General features: G+C 61.6%; 15 protein-coding genes. 8 read left to right on the top strand and 7 right to left on the bottom strand.

Annotation, left to right across the window (positions count from 1 at the left end):
• Nucleotides 1–27 precede the first annotated feature (27 nt).
• From thiH to HZ994_04600, 4 genes are all read right to left on the bottom strand, one after another.
• Nucleotides 28–1,155 (bottom strand): 2-iminoacetate synthase ThiH, encoded by a 1,128-nt coding sequence (thiH, locus tag HZ994_04585; GenBank protein QTN31629.1) that lies wholly within the window; start codon nt 1,153–1,155, stop codon nt 28–30.
• Between the two features lie 273 nt (nt 1,156–1,428).
• Entirely contained in the window at nt 1,429–1,887 is a 459-nt protein-coding gene (locus HZ994_04590; protein QTN31630.1) for a hypothetical protein, read from the bottom strand.
• A gap of 268 nt (nt 1,888–2,155) precedes the next feature.
• Nucleotides 2,156–2,875, bottom strand: a complete 720-nt coding sequence (locus HZ994_04595) for an SGNH/GDSL hydrolase family protein (GenBank protein QTN34319.1) — start codon at nt 2,873–2,875, stop codon at nt 2,156–2,158.
• 78 nt (nt 2,876–2,953) lie between these two features.
• Nucleotides 2,954–3,328, bottom strand: a complete 375-nt coding sequence (locus tag HZ994_04600; GenBank protein QTN31631.1) for a hypothetical protein — start codon at nt 3,326–3,328, stop codon at nt 2,954–2,956.
• A gap of 82 nt (nt 3,329–3,410) precedes the next feature.
• On the opposite strand from HZ994_04600, the gene HZ994_04605 reads away from it, so the two are divergent.
• Both HZ994_04605 and tsaD read left to right on the top strand, forming a co-directional pair.
• The gene (locus HZ994_04605) at nt 3,411–4,007 is read left to right on the top strand and encodes a DUF479 domain-containing protein (protein QTN31632.1); all 597 of its coding nucleotides are present in this window, start codon (nt 3,411–3,413) and stop codon (nt 4,005–4,007) included.
• 23 nt (nt 4,008–4,030) lie between these two features.
• A complete protein-coding gene (gene tsaD / locus HZ994_04610) occupies nt 4,031–5,047 on the top strand; it encodes a tRNA (adenosine(37)-N6)-threonylcarbamoyltransferase complex transferase subunit TsaD (GenBank protein ID QTN31633.1) in 1,017 nt (338 codons plus the stop codon).
• Nucleotides 5,048–5,092: 45 nt separating this feature from the next.
• Here tsaD and HZ994_04615 read toward each other — a convergent pair whose 3' ends face one another.
• Nucleotides 5,093–5,992 (bottom strand): LysR family transcriptional regulator, encoded by a 900-nt coding sequence (locus HZ994_04615; GenBank protein ID QTN31634.1) that lies wholly within the window; start codon nt 5,990–5,992, stop codon nt 5,093–5,095.
• Between the two features lie 121 nt (nt 5,993–6,113).
• Here HZ994_04615 and HZ994_04620 point away from each other — a divergent pair, with 121 nt between their 5' ends.
• The 6 genes from HZ994_04620 (at nt 6,114) to HZ994_04645 (ending at nt 14,309) form a co-directional block, all read left to right on the top strand.
• Nucleotides 6,114–7,076, top strand: coding sequence for a sodium-dependent bicarbonate transport family permease (locus HZ994_04620; protein ID QTN31635.1), 963 nt, complete (start codon nt 6,114–6,116; stop codon nt 7,074–7,076).
• A gap of 98 nt (nt 7,077–7,174) precedes the next feature.
• Nucleotides 7,175–9,130, top strand: coding sequence for a transcription termination factor Rho (gene rho / locus HZ994_04625; GenBank protein ID QTN31636.1), 1,956 nt, complete (start codon nt 7,175–7,177; stop codon nt 9,128–9,130).
• Nucleotides 9,131–9,662: 532 nt separating this feature from the next.
• Nucleotides 9,663–10,715, top strand: coding sequence for an N-acetylmuramoyl-L-alanine amidase (locus tag HZ994_04630; protein ID QTN31637.1), 1,053 nt, complete (start codon nt 9,663–9,665; stop codon nt 10,713–10,715).
• Nucleotides 10,716–10,784: 69 nt separating this feature from the next.
• Nucleotides 10,785–12,446, top strand: a complete 1,662-nt coding sequence (gene recN / locus HZ994_04635) for a DNA repair protein RecN (GenBank protein QTN31638.1) — start codon at nt 10,785–10,787, stop codon at nt 12,444–12,446.
• A gap of 62 nt (nt 12,447–12,508) precedes the next feature.
• A complete protein-coding gene (locus HZ994_04640; GenBank protein ID QTN31639.1) occupies nt 12,509–13,414 on the top strand; it encodes a methionyl-tRNA formyltransferase in 906 nt (301 codons plus the stop codon).
• Nucleotides 13,415–13,430: 16 nt separating this feature from the next.
• Complete coding sequence (locus HZ994_04645) at nt 13,431–14,309, top strand: hypothetical protein (GenBank protein QTN31640.1); 879 nt, start codon at nt 13,431–13,433, stop codon at nt 14,307–14,309.
• Here the strand turns inward: HZ994_04645 and HZ994_04650 are convergent, their stop codons facing one another.
• Both HZ994_04650 and HZ994_04655 read right to left on the bottom strand, forming a co-directional pair.
• Nucleotides 14,310–15,023, bottom strand: a complete 714-nt coding sequence (locus tag HZ994_04650) for a YdcF family protein (GenBank protein QTN31641.1) — start codon at nt 15,021–15,023, stop codon at nt 14,310–14,312.
• Nucleotides 14,978–15,943, bottom strand: a complete 966-nt coding sequence (locus HZ994_04655; GenBank protein QTN31642.1) for a diacylglycerol kinase family lipid kinase — start codon at nt 15,941–15,943, stop codon at nt 14,978–14,980. Before HZ994_04655 ends, HZ994_04650 begins: the two co-directional genes overlap by 46 nt.
• Nucleotide 15,944 lies beyond the last annotated feature (1 nt).

Genomic DNA, 15,944 nt, shown 5'->3' on the forward strand with positions numbered 1-15,944 from the left:
TTTCAGGTCGGCGACCGAAGATCGCCGCTACGCCTGCACCAGCACCTGATCGAAATCCTTCCACACCGGATCAATGTTCTGTGCGCGCAGCATCTCCGCGATCTGGGCGGGGCTGCGGGTGTCGTGGATCTGGAATTGCTCGGTGGCTTTTTCCTTTCCTGATTTTTCGGAAAGCTCCACGCGGCGACCCTTGACGGTGAGGTGCAGGTCGTCGGAACCGGCTCCGGTGTAACCGCCGGGCTCGGTGCGGGCACCGGCGGACATGTGGGTGACGCCGAGCGGGGCCATCGCGTCGCGGAGCGGGGCGGGCTCGCGGGTGGACAGGACGATGGCGCACTGCGGGAAGGTGATGCGGAAGGCGGTCACCAGGCGGAGCAGCGCGGCATCCGGAAGGTAGCGGTTGGGATCGGGTTCGTATTGGTAATTTCCCGCATACGGTCTCATGCGCGGGAAGGCGACGGAGAACTGCGCCTTCCAGCAGTGCTTGTAAAGGTATTCGAGGTGCGCGGCGAGCGAGAGCGCCTCGTGTTTCCAATCCGCCAGCCCGAACAGCGCGCCGATGCCGATCCTGCGGAAACCGCCCGCATACGCCCGCTCCGGGCAATCGAGCCGCCAATCGAAATTCTTCTTCGGCCCTGCCGTGTGGAGGGTCTGGTAGGTCTCGCGGTGGTAGGTTTCCTGATAGACGATGAGTCCCTCCGCGCCGTGGTTCACCAGTTCGGTGTATTGGTCGTCCTCCATCGGGCCGACCTCCAGCGCGAGCGTCGGGAAAAGCGGGATCAGGGCATCGAGGCATTTCTGGAGGTAGCCTTCGGAAACGAATTTCGGATGCTCCCCGGCGACTAGGAGGAGGTTGCGGAAGCCCTGGGCGTGGAGGTATTTCGCCTCGGTCACCACCTGATCGACGGTGAGGGTCGTCCGCAGGATCGCCGCATCGCGGGAGAAGCCGCAGTAGGAGCAGTTGTTCACGCATTCGTTGGAGACGTAGAGCGGGGCGAAAAGGCGCATCGTCTTGCCGAAATTCTGACGCGTCGCCCGTTGGCTTTTCAGCGCAAGCGTTTCGAGGGAAACCGCCTCATCCAGCAAGCCCATGAACCGCCGCATCAACGGTGTCGGGCTCTCGAGGAGTCGGGGATATTCAGCGGAAAACGGCATGCGGGGAACGTGGGGCATCCCGGGGCGGACGTCCAACACGGATGTTGGGGGGGCGACGGAAACGGGCAGGGACTTTTATCCCTAAAAGTCCATATCTGACGGCTTGTGGGATCTTGGAGGATGGTTCTCGGGGATCGCGCCGCGAGATATGGACGACTCGGAACCGGAGCGAAGCGGAGATGGCCAGAGGCAAAGATCGTCCCTGCCTGTTGCTGTGCCGATGTGGGAGCATGGTCGCAGAGAAACCGGGAACTATCCTGCAACTCCAGAGAACTACACCAGCTCGAGCAGCTTTTTCTCCATGATCTCCGCATGCTTCTTGGTTCCGTATATCTTCGATAACTTCTTACAAACCTCGTCGCGATCCACCGAGCGCATTTCGCGCGAAAGGTAAGCCAGGGCAAACGCGTCATCATCGGGAGTCTCTTCACTGATCGTCCACATGAATCCCCCTTTGTAGGGGCAGTCCGGCCAACGCGCGATCCACCTCCAATACACGTATTTCTTCCGGTTCGGTTTCCGTCGGATGGACCGTGCCAAACAAACCCCGACGACCCCCGATTTGTTCCGCTTCGTCATTCTCCCTTCCTCATTCATCCGCGAGGGGGGCAGGATTTTCTTCTGTTCGACAATCCACTCGCGACCCGCCTCCTCGGCAGCCTTCCATGTTTTGTATTCTTTGAGCGGAAAGCTCTTCTGGTGCATCTCGCAATTCCTCATGATGCGGGCCATCACACATCCCTGGGCTTTGTTTCGTGTTATGTGCATTCTTAATTCTGTAACGGTTACGCAATTACAGGGCACACCTCAGCGAAAAACAGGATTTCTGGCGAGAATAATACTGAAGCGCCGTGCGGTGCCCGAGGATTTGGGGAGTGATCATAGGCAGGGACTTTTATCCCTAAAAGTCCATATCTGACGGCTTGTGGGATCTTGGCGGATGGTTCCCGGGGATCGCGCCGCGAGATATGGACGGCAAGGATTGCCGTCCCTGCCTGTTTTATGCGGGCCAGCGGGCGCTCACTTCCTGGAGCCAGTTGCGTGCGATGAGTTCGTGGCCTTGCGGGAGGGGGTGGATGCCGTCCCAGATCCAATGCTCGGGCGACACCGCTTCCGCTGCGGCATCGAAAATTTCCTGCGTCCTGATGTGCACCGCATCGTAGTCCTTCGCCAACCGGGCGACAACAAGGCCGAGCTTGTCGGTGGCGCTCCGGCGGCTTGTCCACGCACCCTCTTCCTTCAATCTCCCGGAACGCAGGACGAAGGGATCAAGGAGGACGAGCCTCAGGTCGGGATTGGATTTCCTGCTGTCGTCCAGGATCTGGCGGTAGTCCGCCTCAAAGGCATCCGCCTGCACTCCGCTGCCGACGTCATTGGTGCCGATGAGAACGCTTAGGAGGTCGGGCTTCATCCCGATGGCATCCTTCTCCCAACGCTTCCGGAGATTCGCCACCGTGTTCCCGCTGTTGCCACGGTTGTAGATATCGAGCTGCGCCTGCGGCATATCGACCCCGAGCCTTGCCGCGATCAGATACACGTAGCTGTGACCCAGATAATGATTCCGGTCGCCCTGGTTGCGACCCCAGTTCATGGCCGTGATCGAGTCACCCTGGAACAGCAGGCGGCTGCCGGTTTTGAAGGACGGCAGAAGGTAGCTGCATCCGCTGTCTGACGATGGATTACCAAGCGGTTCCTTTGCCTGGGAATTTCCGGCGAGCATTGCGGATCCGAGGGCGGTGATGCCGCTGGTTATGAAGGTTCGTCTGTCCGGCATGATTTTTTCAGTTTCGACTTCACTTCACCGGGATGAAAACCAGCAGCCCGGCCTTGGAATCCGGGACGATGAGCTGTTGGTTTTTTCATCGAGGATGAGGTCGGCGGTGATGAGTTTTCCTCCGAAAAAAACGAGGCCCTTGGGGTCGCTGAGGCCTTCGGTGAAGACGCTGACCTTGTCACCATCGACCATGACCACCCGGCCATCGCCATCGCCCTTTTCCTGCTTGGGGCCCATGAGGGTGACGAAGAGTTTCCCGTCGAAACCGAAGGCCGCGCTCTCCGGGGTCGCGCCGACGGAGAGGGAGCGGAAGGTTTCCTCCGCTTGCGATATGTTGGCGGACGCACACAGGATGAGGGCGGAGGCGGAAAGATCTCGTGCAACGGTGACCAGGGGCATGGGGCGGAGAATGGGAGGAAGTTTGGCGGGAGAGAAGTGAAATGTGGCGCATCGGCCCGGGAGGCTTCATGTTCGGGGCGCCTTGAATTTCCTAGCCCATCTCTACCTCGCGGAGCCGACCGATGAATCCCTGATCGGGAATTTTCTCGGGGACTTTGTGAAAGGCACTCCGGAGAGCCTGAGGGGGAGTTATCCCGAAGCCGTGATCCGCGGGATCCGCAAGCACCGGGCCATCGATGCGTTCACGGATTCACATCCCACTTTCCGAAAGGCCAAGGCATTGCTGGAGCCGCAAAGGAGGAGGCTGGCGGGGATCGTGGTGGATGTGTTCTATGACTACTTCCTATCGATGCAGTGGCCGGGAGGGAGGCCGAAGCGGTTGGAATTCATACGGGAATGCCACGAAACGCTTTCGGCGCCGCAACCATGGCTTCCGGAAAATTTCCGGGCGGTCATCCCCCGCATGATCTCGGAAAACTGGCTGGGCAGCTATGCGAGCATGGAGGGTCTGGCTCTCACCTTTCGCCGTGTGTCAACGAGGGCTCCGGTAGCCGCCGCGGTGCTCGGCGCGGAACAGGACCTGATCGGGAACGAAGAGGCTTTTTGGGAACTCTACTCGGAGTTTTTCCCTGATCTCCGCGAATTCGCAAACAATTGGGAGGAACCGGAAGCCCGATAGGGATTGCCTGAACGCGGGGAGACATGGATCATCGCTGCGTGGCGGTTTTCCTGGCGATAGAGAGTTCCTGTGACGAGACGGCGGTGGCGATCCTGCGGGGCGAGCCGGGCGGCGTGACGGAGGTGCTTGCCAGCGAGGTGGCGTCGCAGATCGAGGAGCACCGGGAGCACGGCGGGGTGGTGCCGGAGGTGGCGTCGCGGAGCCATTCGCTTTGCCTGAACGGGTTGGTCGAGCAGGCGCTGGGCACCGCGGGGATGGGCATGGGGAACGTGGATGTTTTCGGCGCGACGATGGGACCGGGGCTGGCTTCGTCGCTGCTGGTGGGGAGCACGGCGGCGAAGGCGATGTCCTGCGTTTCCGGGAAGCCTTTCGTCGGCGTGAACCACATGGAGGGGCATCTGCTCTCGCCTTTCATGGATAGAACGGAGGTGCCGAAGCATGTCGGGCTGATCGTATCCGGAGGGCACACCTTGCTGATGCAAGTGCGTGGCGCGGGCGAATACAAAACGCTCGGCACCACCCGCGACGACGCGGCGGGAGAGGCTTTCGACAAGGTCGGGAAAATGCTAGGGCTGCCGTATCCCGGCGGCCCGGAGATCGAGAAGGCGGCGAAGGGCGGGAACGCCACGGCCTATGACTTCCCACGCTCCATGATGCAGGGCGGCGAGCTGGATTTCTCCTTCTCCGGGCTGAAGACGGCGGTGCTCTACACCTTGCAGAAGGAGCCGGACGCGAAGGTTGCAGATGTGGCGGCCTCGTTCCAGGCGGCGGTGGTGGAGGTGCTGGTGGAGAAAACCATGCGCGCGGCGAAGCTTGCGAACACCGGGATCATCGGCCTTTCGGGCGGCGTCAGCCTGAACCGGGCGGTGCGCGATGCGCTTACGGCACGCTGTGCGAAGGAAGGGCTGGAGCTTGCGGTCGCGGAGCCGGGTGTCTGCACGGACAACGCGGCGATGATCGCCTTCGCGGGACTGCTGAGGTTTTTCGCAGGCTTCAGCGATCCTCTCGACGGCGACATCGATCCGAACCTCAGGCTCTGATTTCCCATCGAAACCAAAAAACCTGCCTGGCAGGCCGAATCCACGTCATGCCTTGATCGCCGCTGCACCCTTCGCTTCCTTCAGCAACTCCTGCGCGAGCGGGTTCGGGAAACGCCTTGAGGGTGAGATCGCATAAAAATTCTCGTGGATTTCGGAGAATCGGTGCAGTTCGACGAGCTGGCCCCGCTTCAGCTCTCCGGTGACGACCACAGGCGGAACCAGCGCGACCCCGCCGCCCTCCCGCGCAAGGAGACGCAACATCGCCATGTCATCCACCTCCGCAGCGATGACAGGGCGTATGCCATGCCTTTCCATAACCAGATCGAAGGCCGCACGCAGGTGGCTGTCCAGGGACGGCAGGAGCAGCGGGGTTTTCCCAAGATCGTCGGGAAACTTGAAGCGCTTTCCCCGCCCGGGCTTCTTCCCGACAAGAGAGACGGGCTGCTGCTCCAACAGATGGCTGTGCCAATCGTTCTCCGCGTCGCGGCGCACCGGCAGGTTGGACAGCACGATGTCGAGGGTATGGGATTTCAGCTGCGACAAAAGCTCTGCGAGACTACCGGACCGAAGCACCAGCTCCACATTCGCACGGGCGATGAAAGGCTGAAGGCAGGCAAGCTGGAAGTTTCGCGAAAGCGTCGAGACGCTGCCGACACGCAGCACCTGCCGTTTCTCGGTGGGCCTTCCGCCGAGGACGCTCACCATCTCCTCGCCGTTTCGGAAAATGGTCTCCGCATACTCCAGGGCGATGCGCCCCGCCTCGGTCAGAACAAGGGATTTCTTCTCCCGCAGGAACAAATCCTGACCCAGGCTGTCCTCCAGCTGCCGCAGCTGCACGCTCACGGCGGATTGGGAAACGCCGAGACCCTGCGCCGCACCGGTGAGCGTGCCGTCGTGCGCAATGGCCCGGAAATACCGGAGGTGGTGATAGTTCAGGAAATTCATACTACGTTCGCTTTTTAAGAACGATACGGATTGAAACATCTATTGGAAAGAATTTTCGCGCATCCCTAGCCTGACCGCGTTTCCAGGAAGAAACGCAACAACCAACACAACACAAGACACCATGGACATACTCACCGCCATCCTGAACCCCGGGGTTCTCTTTTTCATCCTCGGCTTCATCGCCGTCATGCTGAAAAGCAACCTCCACATCCCCGATCCCATCGTGAAATTCGTCAGCCTCTACCTGATGCTCTCCATCGGGTTCAAGGGCGGGGTGAGCCTCTACCACTCCAGCATGTTCGGGGACGGGGTCATCATCATCGCCATCATCCTGGGGATGAGCGCGTTGGTTCCGGTGTATTCGTATTACCTGCTGAAGAAAAAACTCGGCATCGCGGATGCCGCCGCGATCGGCGCGACCTACGGCTCCAACAGCACGCTGACCTACATCACGGCGGCCGGTTTCCTCACCTCCCTCGGGGTGGGCTACGAAGGCTACATGACCGTGGCGCTCGTCGTCATGGAAACCCCCGCGATCATCCTCTCGGTAGTCATGGCGCAGATCGCCATGAAAGGGAAAGCCACGAAATCGACCAGGATCGTGCTCAGGGATGCGCTGACCGACGGCACCCTTCTGGTGCTTGTCGGCAGCATGGTGATCGGCTACACGCTGACGGTTCTCGGCACCGAGAAATCGCCGCTCTCCAGCTTCATCGGCGGCGACATGTTCACCGGGATGCTGGTGTTTTTCCTCCTCTACATGGGCACCCTGGTCGGGAAAAAATTCAGGGAAATGGAATCCTTCCCGCCCGTCCTGGCCGCCTTCGCGATCATCGCCCCCATCGTCAACGGCGGCATCGCCCTGCTGCTCTGCAAGATCTTCGGCCTCGGGCATGGCGACTCGCTCCTGCTGGTGATCCTCTGCGCCTCCTCCTCCTACATCGTCGCCCCAGCCATCCTGAAAGACATACTCCCGGAGGCGAACCCCGCGAAATACCTGACCATGAGCATGGGCATCACCTTCCCGCTCAACATCGTACTGGGCATCCCGGTTTACTGGTGGATCATCCAGAACTGGGTCTGAGAACCCCGTGAAAATAGCCCCCGGAAGCACACGCCGCTTCCGGGGGCTTCGCGTTTCTTCCTTGGCGGTCGTGGCCTCTTGGCGGTTCAATGCCCCCCATGCTCACCCTCGCGCTCACCGGCGGCATCGCCACGGGAAAATCCACCGCCATCCGGATTTTCCGGGAGTGCATGCCGGACATCGTGGTTTTCGATTGCGATGAATCTGTCCAAGCGCTGCTCGACTCCCCGGAAGTGGTCTCAGAAATCACCGGGCACTTCGGTGAAGGCGTCCTCGATCCGAAGACCGGGAAAGTCCTCCGGGGAAAACTCCGCGAGGCGGTCTTCACGGATGTAGCGAAACGCAAGCTGCTTGAGGGCATCCTGCACCCCCGCGTGCGGCAGGAATGTCTTGCCCTGAAGGAAAAAGCGGCTACACAGGGGGCGCGGTGCTTCCTTGCGGACGTGCCGCTGCTCTTCGAAAACGGCTTCGATTTCGGCCAGTCGCAGGCGATCAGCGTCTCCACCACCCGCGCCACGCAGGTCGCAAGGCTCAAGGCCCGCAACGGCTGGGACGACGAGCTGATCGAATCCGTCATCGCCGCCCAGCTCCCCATCGAAGAAAAATCCGTCCGCGCGGACATCGTATTCTGGAACGACGGCGAGCCCGCCGTCCTCGAAGCCCAGATCCAGCGCTTCTGCAAAATTTTCCCACCACTCTCCATGTCAGAACAAACCGAACAAGAACCCGAATCCGCCGCTGAGGTGGTCGCCGTTGCCGAAGCTCCCGCAAAAGAGGAGCCCGCGCCGTTTCCCGTGCCCGAGGCAGTCGATCTCAACGAATTCCGCCTGAAAACGCTTTCCGAGCTGCAGAAGATCGCCGCCGAGATCCCGGCAAAGATCCAGGGTGGCATCCCGAAAGCGCAGCTCGTTTACGAAATCATCTGCTTTTACACCGCCAACGGCACCAACGTGACCTGCGAGGGCGTGATCGAATTCGGCAAGGAGCACTTCGCCATGATCCGCGATCCGCACCGCTCTTTCCGCCCCTCGCAGGACGACATCCACATCGGCGGCCCCGTCCTCAACGACGCGAAGCTGCGCAACGGCCAGCTGCTGAAAGTGAAAGTCCGCCAACCCGTCCAGCGCGACAAATACCTCACCACCGCGGAGATCCTCGAAATCGAGGGGAACCCGGCCGCCGATTGGGTGGAGCCGCAGGATTTCGACAAGCTCACCCCGATGTTCCCGGACAGCCGCATCCACCTCGAGGGAGAGGGGACGGAATACCTCGGCGTTCGCGTCATCGACCTCATCGCGCCGCTCGGGAAAGGCCAGCGCGGCCTCATCGTCGCCCCCCCGCGCGGCGGGAAAACCATTTTGCTCAAGCAGATCGCGAAATCCATCAAGGCAAACAACCCGAACATCGAGCTCGTCATCCTGCTGCTCGACGAGCGCCCGGAGGAAGTCACCGATTTCGAGGAAACCGTCGAGCTACCCGTGTTCGCATCCACCTTCGATGAAACCCCCAAGCGCCACGCACAGGTTGCGGATCTTGTCATCGCCCGCGCCCAGCGGATGGTGGAGCTCGGGAAACATGTGGTGCTCCTTCTCGACTCGCTCACCCGCCTCGCCCGCGGCCACAACTCCGCCATGCAGGGCGGCCCCATCGGCTCCGGCGGTGTCTCCCCGGCGGCTCTCCAGAAATCCCGCAAGTTTTTCGGAACCGCCCGCAACATAGAGAACGGCGGCTCCCTCACCATTTTGGCCACCGCCCTCATCGAAACCGAATCCCGCCTCGACGACGTGGTGTTCGAGGAATTCAAGGGCACCGGAAACATGGAGGTCCGCCTCGACCGCGAGCTCGCCGAGCGCCGCGTCTATCCCGCGATCCACATCCCCCAGTCCGGCACACGGAACGACGACCGCCTCTACCACCCGGACGAGTTCCGGAAAGTCATCGACGTCCGCAAACAGCTCGCCGGCCTTCCCATTGGAGACGCCCTGGTAACGCTCCTCGACAACCTGAAGCCGACCAAGACCAACGCGGAGTTCCTCCTGCGCGGCCTGCGCTGAGACAGCTTTCGTTTCGGAACAAGCCCAGGCCATCGGATTCGGGAAATCCCAGCACATCAGGGAACCATTCCGGCCAGCAATCACTCACCGTGGGGCTAGGTTCCGCGGATCACTCCCGGTTCAAATGAAAACCGCTCCAACTCGGCAGCGGCTGTCGGTTGGGGGATCCTTTGATATCAAAAGCCCAGGCGGCCGGCGACGGAACAGAAGACCCGCCGAGGCCAAGCCCAGCAGACCGTACAACGATTGCTCCGGAACCGGACTCACGTCGGCGTAGGACGCGCCAAAGCGGATTTCGTCGGCAACAAACGAATCCGCCGAAGGAGGCGGGCTGGCTTTGGAAAACCAGGTATCGCGGGTATCCGCGCCTATTTCCCGGGAAATTCCATTCAGGAGGGGAAATCCAGAATGGGCGACTCGTTCCCCGCGTGGTCTTGCCGCAGGGCTGGGGCGCCCGCTCATGGATTGAGGAAAATGGGATTGTCATGCGATCCCGGAATCTGTATCTTGCGGCCTTTCACGGAAAACCACCATGCATTTGCGAAACGAAGGCTACCTTGGCACACCGATCATCGGCGTCCTCTGTTTCCTTGTCGCCCTCTCCGCACCACTCAGGCTGACATCTGCGGAGACGACCAACAACGGCTGGAAGATGGTCAAGGTTGGCGGACGCGACTACGTTTCCGTGGAAAGCCTCAAAAGCTTCTACAATTTCAGCAAGCTGACCCGCACCGGCAACAACATCACCCTTGAGAACGAAAAGGTGGAGATGAAGCTCAAGGTTGGCGGCAACGAGTGCCTGATGAACAACGTGAAGTTCGTCTTCTCGAACTCGGTCATCACCTCGGGCAACGGCGTTTATGTTTCACGCATGGATCTCGCCAAACTCATCGATCCCGTCCTGCGCCCCAACTTCATCAAAAACGCCGGCGATTTCCGCACGGTCATCCTCGACGCAGGCCACGGCGGCAAGGATCCCGGCACCACCAACCCCATAGGCACGGAGGCGAACTACAACATCAGGATGGCCCTGCGCCTCAAACCCCTCCTCGAGGCCAAGGGCTTCAAGGTGAAGCTGATCCGCGAAACCGACCGATTCTATTCCCTGCAGGAGCGCGTGAACATCGCCAACACCGTAAAGGAAAACGCGATTTTCATCAGCATCCACCACAATTCCGGCAGCCCCGGCAGCCGCACGGCTCGCGGGATCGAGACGTTCACGCTTTCGCCTCCCGGCGTCTCCCACTACGGCTCCGCACTCAAGGCCAGCGATGCCGTGGAGCGCACCGGCAACGAGCACGACTCGGCAAACATCGCGCTCGCCACCGCCCTGCATGGCTCAGTCCTGCGCCGTCTCGGCAACAACACCCTCGATCGCGGCATCAAGCGCGCCCGCTTCAGCGTCCTTTCCGGCGTGAAGCACCCTGCCGTACTTTTCGAGGGCGGCTTCATGAGCCACCCCTTCGAAGCCCGGCTCATCGCCAACGAATCCTACCAGGCGGCCGTCGCAGCGGGCATCGTGGATGCCATCGTCCGCTACCGCTATGCGGTCGGGCGCAGCTCCGCCCCCGCGCCGAAGCAATGACCGGCACCCGTCGCTTTGCGTTGAAATCCCCAGCGGCCCCTGCGCACAATGCGCAGCGAACACCGCCCCATGCTCACCCTACTCAAGATCCGAAACCTCGCCCTCGTTGACGAACTCGCATGGGAACTCGGCTCCGGCCTGATTTCCGTCACCGGGGAAACAGGTGCAGGGAAATCCGTCATCGTCGGCGCCCTGAAAATGATACTCGGCGAACGCGCCGACAAAGGCCTCATTCGCACCGGCGAAGACACCTGCACCATTGAATCGGTCTTCGATATGAAAGACCCCTCCGAGATCAACGCGATCCTCGAAGAGGGCGGCCTGGAACCCTGCGAGGACACCCAGATCATCATCCGCCGCTCCATCGGAGCCACCGCGAACCGCCAGTTCATCAACGACTCCCCCGTCACCCTCACCCTCCTGAAAAAGATCGGCGAACGGCTCGTCGATCTCCACGGCCCGCACGACCACCAATCGCTGCTCTCCCAGGAACGCCAGCTCGCCATGCTGGATGCCTTCACAGGCAACGACCCCCTCCTGACCGATTACCGCAACGCCTACCGCTCGTGGCGGGAGAAATCCCAGGAGCTTGAGGAAATCCAGAACGCTTCCGACGCATCCGAACAAGAACTCGAACTCCTCCGCTATCAGCTCGGGGAAATTTCCTCCGCCAAACTAACGGAAGCCGATGGCGACGAGCTTCAGGATCGCTACCACCGCTCGTCCAACAGCACCCGCCTCGTCGAACTCGCCGCCCAGGCGGTCTCCGCCCTGTCGGATGACGATGGCATCCTCTCCCGCGTTTCCGATCTCCAGCGCCTCGTCCGCGACCTCGAACGTTACGATCCCTCCGTTTCCGAGAAATTCGCAGCCCTGGAAACGGCATCCATCGAGCTCCAGGATCTCGAGGCCACCCTGACCGAATACGCGGAGGAACTCGATATCGACCCCTCGGAAGCCGCCTCCATCGAGGAACGCGTCAACCTCGTCGAGTCCCTGAAACGCAAATACGGCCCAGGCATCGCGGACGTGATTTCCCGCGAAGCCAGCATCGCCGAACGCCTCGACAACATCGACAACCGCTCCGAGAAAATCGAAGCACTGACCGCCGCGCTGGTAGAGTCCCGCAAGGAACTCGAAGCGATTGCCAAAAAACTCACCGCCGCCCGCAAGAAGGCCGCGCCGAAACTCGCCAAGGACATCGCCTCCCAGCTCAAGGAACTCGGGTTCAAGCAATCCTCCTTCGAGGTCGAGCTGACCGCACTCAAGGAGCCCACCCTACACGGCCTGGAGTCCTGCAACTTCCTCTTCGGCCCCAATCCCGGTGAGCCGCTCCACCCGCTACGCCAGATCGCCTCCTCGGGGGAAATCTCCCGTGTCATGCTCGCGGTGAAATCCTCCCTCGCCGAGCAGGACGCCACCCCGCTCATGGTCTTCGACGAGATCGACGCCAACGTCGGCGGTGAGATCGCCCGCGCCGTCGGAAAGAAAATGGCGCTTCTCGGCCAGCTCCACCAGGTCATCGCCATCACCCACTTCCCGCAGGTCGCAGCCATCGCCGCCCACCACTTCGTCGTCGAGAAGGAAGTCGCCTCCGGCCGGACCCGCTCCAAGCTCTACCCGGTCGATGGCGAGAAACGCATCGACGAACTCGTCCGCATGCTGGGCGGCGGAGGAAAGCAGGCACGCGACATGGCGGCCTCGCTCCTGGAATATGGGGAAGAGGTTTGAAACCCCTTTCACAAGCAAGACCCCATCCCGCGCAAAGGGCTTACGAACCCCTTCTCCATATCATGAAAATCGCCTTCATCGCCACCGGAGACATCGCGCTCCCGACCTTTCGCCACCTCATCGAAAGCGGGCGCAAGCCCTGCGTCCTCATCACCCAGCCGGACAAGCCGGTCGGGCGCAGCCAGAGCAGCACGGTGCCGCCGGCGGTCAAGACGCTTGCCCTGGAACACGGCATCCCCGTCTGGCAGCCGGAAAAGATCGGGGAGATCGCCGCTGAACTCGCAGAGCTTTCGCCTGACATCGCGGTTGTCATGGCATACGGGCAAATCATCGGGAAAGCTGTCCGCCAGGCCCCTGCGAAGGCGATCATCAACCTCCACGCCTCCATCCTTCCGAAATATCGCGGAGCCTCCTGCATCCAGTCCGCAATCGCGAACGGCGATGCGGAAACCGGCATCACCATCATGCACGTCATCCGCGGGCTGGATGCGGGCGATATCATCACCGCAAAAAGAATCCCCATCGGGGAAAACGAAACCGGCGGCGAACTCCACGACCGCCTCGCCGCCCTCGGCCCCGCCGCCCTCTCGGAAGCATTGGGGATCCTTGGCGAAAACCCAAAGGCAGGCATTCCCCAGAATCCCGATCAAGTCAGCCACGCGCCAAAGCTCCTCCGCGAGGACGGACGCCTGGATTTCTCCCGGGAGGCGGAAGCCATCGAGCGGACAATACGCGCCTACGACCCCTGGCCGGGAACCTATGCGGAAGTTTCCCTGAAAGGAAAAAACAAGCGGCTGAAAATCTTCCCGCCTGTTCGAATCCGCGATCACCGCCTGGCTGCCGGAGAGCTGCTCAGGCACGAGGGCGAGCTGCTCATCGGCTGCGGGGGGAAATCCCTGGCCCTTTCCGATGTCCAGCCGGAGGGATCCAGGCGGATGCCCGCAGCCGCTTTCGCTAACAGCCTCTGACCGGAAACCAACAGCCATGTGCCGCTTGCCCATCCTGCTCCTGACCGCTTCCAGCCTCTGGGCGGAGCCATCTTTCAGGCTCCAGCCGGGCGTTGCGAAGCTGTCCTGCCCCGCCATCACGGAGGCCAGCGGGCTTGCCGTTTCCCCCACCGACCCGCGCTTCCTCTGGATCATCAATGACAGCGGCGGCGGCACCGAGATCCACCTTACGGAAACCGATGGCACAGCCCGGGGCTCCGTCACCATGAGGGATGCGGAAAACAGGGATTGGGAGGATCTCGCCAGCTTCACTCTGGGTGGGAAACCATATCTCCTCATCGCGGATACCGGGGATAACGAATCCAAACGGGAATCCTGCATGCTCTACATCATCCCGGAGCCGCAGCTCCCGCCCGATGGCGGAAACATTTCCGGAAAAACCGGCCCTGCGCGCGAAATCCGCTTCACGTATGAGGACGGCCCGCGGGATTGCGAGGCGGTGGCCGTCGATCCGGAGGGCGGGAAAATCATCCTCGTCAGCAAGCGCACCGACCCGCCGGGTGTCTATGAACTACCGCTGGCGCCGGCGAAACATCCCATCGCCCGGAAAGTCGGGACGACCGGACCCAAGGCCGGAGGCCTCGTGCTACCCATCGCATTCCGCAACCAGCCGACCGGGATGGACATCTCTGCGGACGGCGGCATGGCCGCCATCGTCACCTATCACGGGGTCTTCGTTTTCCGCCGCGCAAAGGGAGCGACATGGGCCGATGCCATTTCGGTAGAACCGCTTCAGCCCGGAGCCCACGGCCTGGCGCAGGCGGAGGCCGTCGCCATCTCACGCGATGGGAAAACGATCTTCGCGGTCTCCGAGAAAGCGAACTCGCCCATCGTCCGTTACTGCTTGGCAGAGTGATCACTCCGGCATTTCCACCTTCTCGCCGAGATGGGTGGGCTTGGTATCGAGGAAATGGATGTCCAGCCACATCTTCACTCGCGCACCGACCTCGCGGACTTTCGTTCTGAAACCCGCCCTGAAGCCCAGGTCGCGCGCATTGAATCCATAAGCCTCCATCCCATAGGCCTGCGCCAGGTAGATCGCCCGCTCGTTCTGGAATCCCTGGCTGATGACCAGTATCGTGTCCGCACCGAAAATCTCCTTCGCCCGCACCACCGAATCGAAGGTGCGCAGCCCCGCGTAATCGCAGACGATGCGATCCCCCGGCACGCCCTCCGCAATCAGCGCGGCCTTCATTTTCTCGGGCTCGTTGTAGTACTTGCTGCGGTTGTCCCCGGAGACGATGAGCGTACCCACCTTGCCCGCGTTCCAGACTTTCACGGCGGCATCGATGCGGTAGCGGAAATACAGGTTCTCCCGGCCGTTGATGCTATCGGTCGTCCCGAAAACCAGCCCCACCTTCGCCGCCGGGAGCGTGGCGGCATCCTCGAAAAGCCTGCCCCGCGATGCCCAGGCCGGGAGCAGGTTGGTGTAGGCGATCAGCGCCACCCCAAGCAAAAACAACACACCGCCGAGCAGGATGATGCGCCTGAACCATGTGAACAGCCTTGATCTCCGCCTCGCCATCAAGGTGTCTGGGGCAAGGGTTTCTCCAAGGGCTTTGACGGCCATTGCAAAATGGATCTCATGGTGTCCATGAACGGCGTTCCGCAGGCTACTTCCGGAGCCAGCACCCGCAGACGCGAGTCGGTTTCCCGGAACTCCACCTGCCTGTATCGGCCCAGCCATTCGCCGTCGATCTCCACGGGCACCTCGCGATCCGATGTCACCGTGATTCCGGATGACTGGAAATACGCGGTCGAATCCGCGAGATCGATCCCGCCGCGGGCAATGCCCGCCAGGGAATCCAGGACGAACCGGTAACCGGCCTCCTTGAAAACGATTACATCGAGCATTGAGTCGGTGTTGTCCGCTTTGCGGAACAGCCGGAACTGACCGCCATAGAGCGAGCCGTTCCCGCACAGCACAGCCACCCCGGTCTCCCGCCTGCCCTCCGCCGTGGTGACCTCCACCTTCGGCGGCTTTTCCCCGAGCACTTTCACGGCTGCCAGCAGATAGGCCAGCGGTCCGAGCATTTTCTTGCTCTCCCAGGTGGTCTCCTCGATCACCTTCGCATCGAAGCCGACCCCGGCCATCTGCACGAAAGGCGCTCCGTTCGCGGAGAAAAGGTCCACTTCCCGGATGAGGCCTTTCTCGATGACCTCAAAGGCTTTCGGAAGACTGTTGGAAGGGATGCCAAGCTCGCGGGCGAAGACGTTCATCGTCCCGGCGGGCATCACGCCCAGCGCCGTGCGGCTCCCGGCCAACCCCGAGACGACCGCGTTGAGCGTGCCGTCGCCACCTGCGGCGATCACCACCGGCTCGCCGTCATCCGCAAATTTCCTCGCCAGATCCACCGCCTCCTGCCCGGTGTTCGTCGCGTAGAGGGCGAAGCGGTTCGCGTGTTCCATGAGGAATTGCCGTGCCTTCCCGCCCTTCTGGCTGCGGGCGCGGGGATTGAAGATCAGCGGATATCGCCGTGGCAGGGACATG

It is taken from the genome of Akkermansiaceae bacterium (genome assembly GCA_017798145.1).
Lineage (GTDB): Bacteria > Verrucomicrobiota > Verrucomicrobiia > Verrucomicrobiales > Akkermansiaceae > Luteolibacter.

What these genes read in the sequence shown, in the direction of transcription:
- thiH (QTN31629.1), bottom strand. Translation starts at nt 1,155, where the DNA reads ATGCCGTTTTCCGCTGAATATCCCCGACTCCTCGAGAGCCCGACACCG.
- HZ994_04590 (QTN31630.1), bottom strand. Translation starts at nt 1,887, where the DNA reads ATGGCCCGCATCATGAGGAATTGCGAGATGCACCAGAAGAGCTTTCCG.
- HZ994_04595 (QTN34319.1), bottom strand. Translation starts at nt 2,875, where the DNA reads ATGCTCGCCGGAAATTCCCAGGCAAAGGAACCGCTTGGTAATCCATCG.
- HZ994_04600 (QTN31631.1), bottom strand. Translation starts at nt 3,328, where the DNA reads ATGCCCCTGGTCACCGTTGCACGAGATCTTTCCGCCTCCGCCCTCATC.
- tsaD (QTN31633.1), top strand. Translation starts at nt 4,031, where the DNA reads ATGGATCATCGCTGCGTGGCGGTTTTCCTGGCGATAGAGAGTTCCTGT.
- HZ994_04615 (QTN31634.1), bottom strand. Translation starts at nt 5,992, where the DNA reads ATGAATTTCCTGAACTATCACCACCTCCGGTATTTCCGGGCCATTGCG.
- HZ994_04620 (QTN31635.1), top strand. Translation starts at nt 6,114, where the DNA reads ATGGACATACTCACCGCCATCCTGAACCCCGGGGTTCTCTTTTTCATC.
- rho (QTN31636.1), top strand. Translation starts at nt 7,175, where the DNA reads ATGCTCACCCTCGCGCTCACCGGCGGCATCGCCACGGGAAAATCCACC.
- HZ994_04630 (QTN31637.1), top strand. Translation starts at nt 9,663, where the DNA reads ATGCATTTGCGAAACGAAGGCTACCTTGGCACACCGATCATCGGCGTC.
- recN (QTN31638.1), top strand. Translation starts at nt 10,785, where the DNA reads ATGCTCACCCTACTCAAGATCCGAAACCTCGCCCTCGTTGACGAACTC.
- HZ994_04640 (QTN31639.1), top strand. Translation starts at nt 12,509, where the DNA reads ATGAAAATCGCCTTCATCGCCACCGGAGACATCGCGCTCCCGACCTTT.
- HZ994_04645 (QTN31640.1), top strand. Translation starts at nt 13,431, where the DNA reads ATGTGCCGCTTGCCCATCCTGCTCCTGACCGCTTCCAGCCTCTGGGCG.
- HZ994_04650 (QTN31641.1), bottom strand. Translation starts at nt 15,023, where the DNA reads ATGGCCGTCAAAGCCCTTGGAGAAACCCTTGCCCCAGACACCTTGATG.
- HZ994_04655 (QTN31642.1), bottom strand. Translation starts at nt 15,943, where the DNA reads ATGTCCCTGCCACGGCGATATCCGCTGATCTTCAATCCCCGCGCCCGC.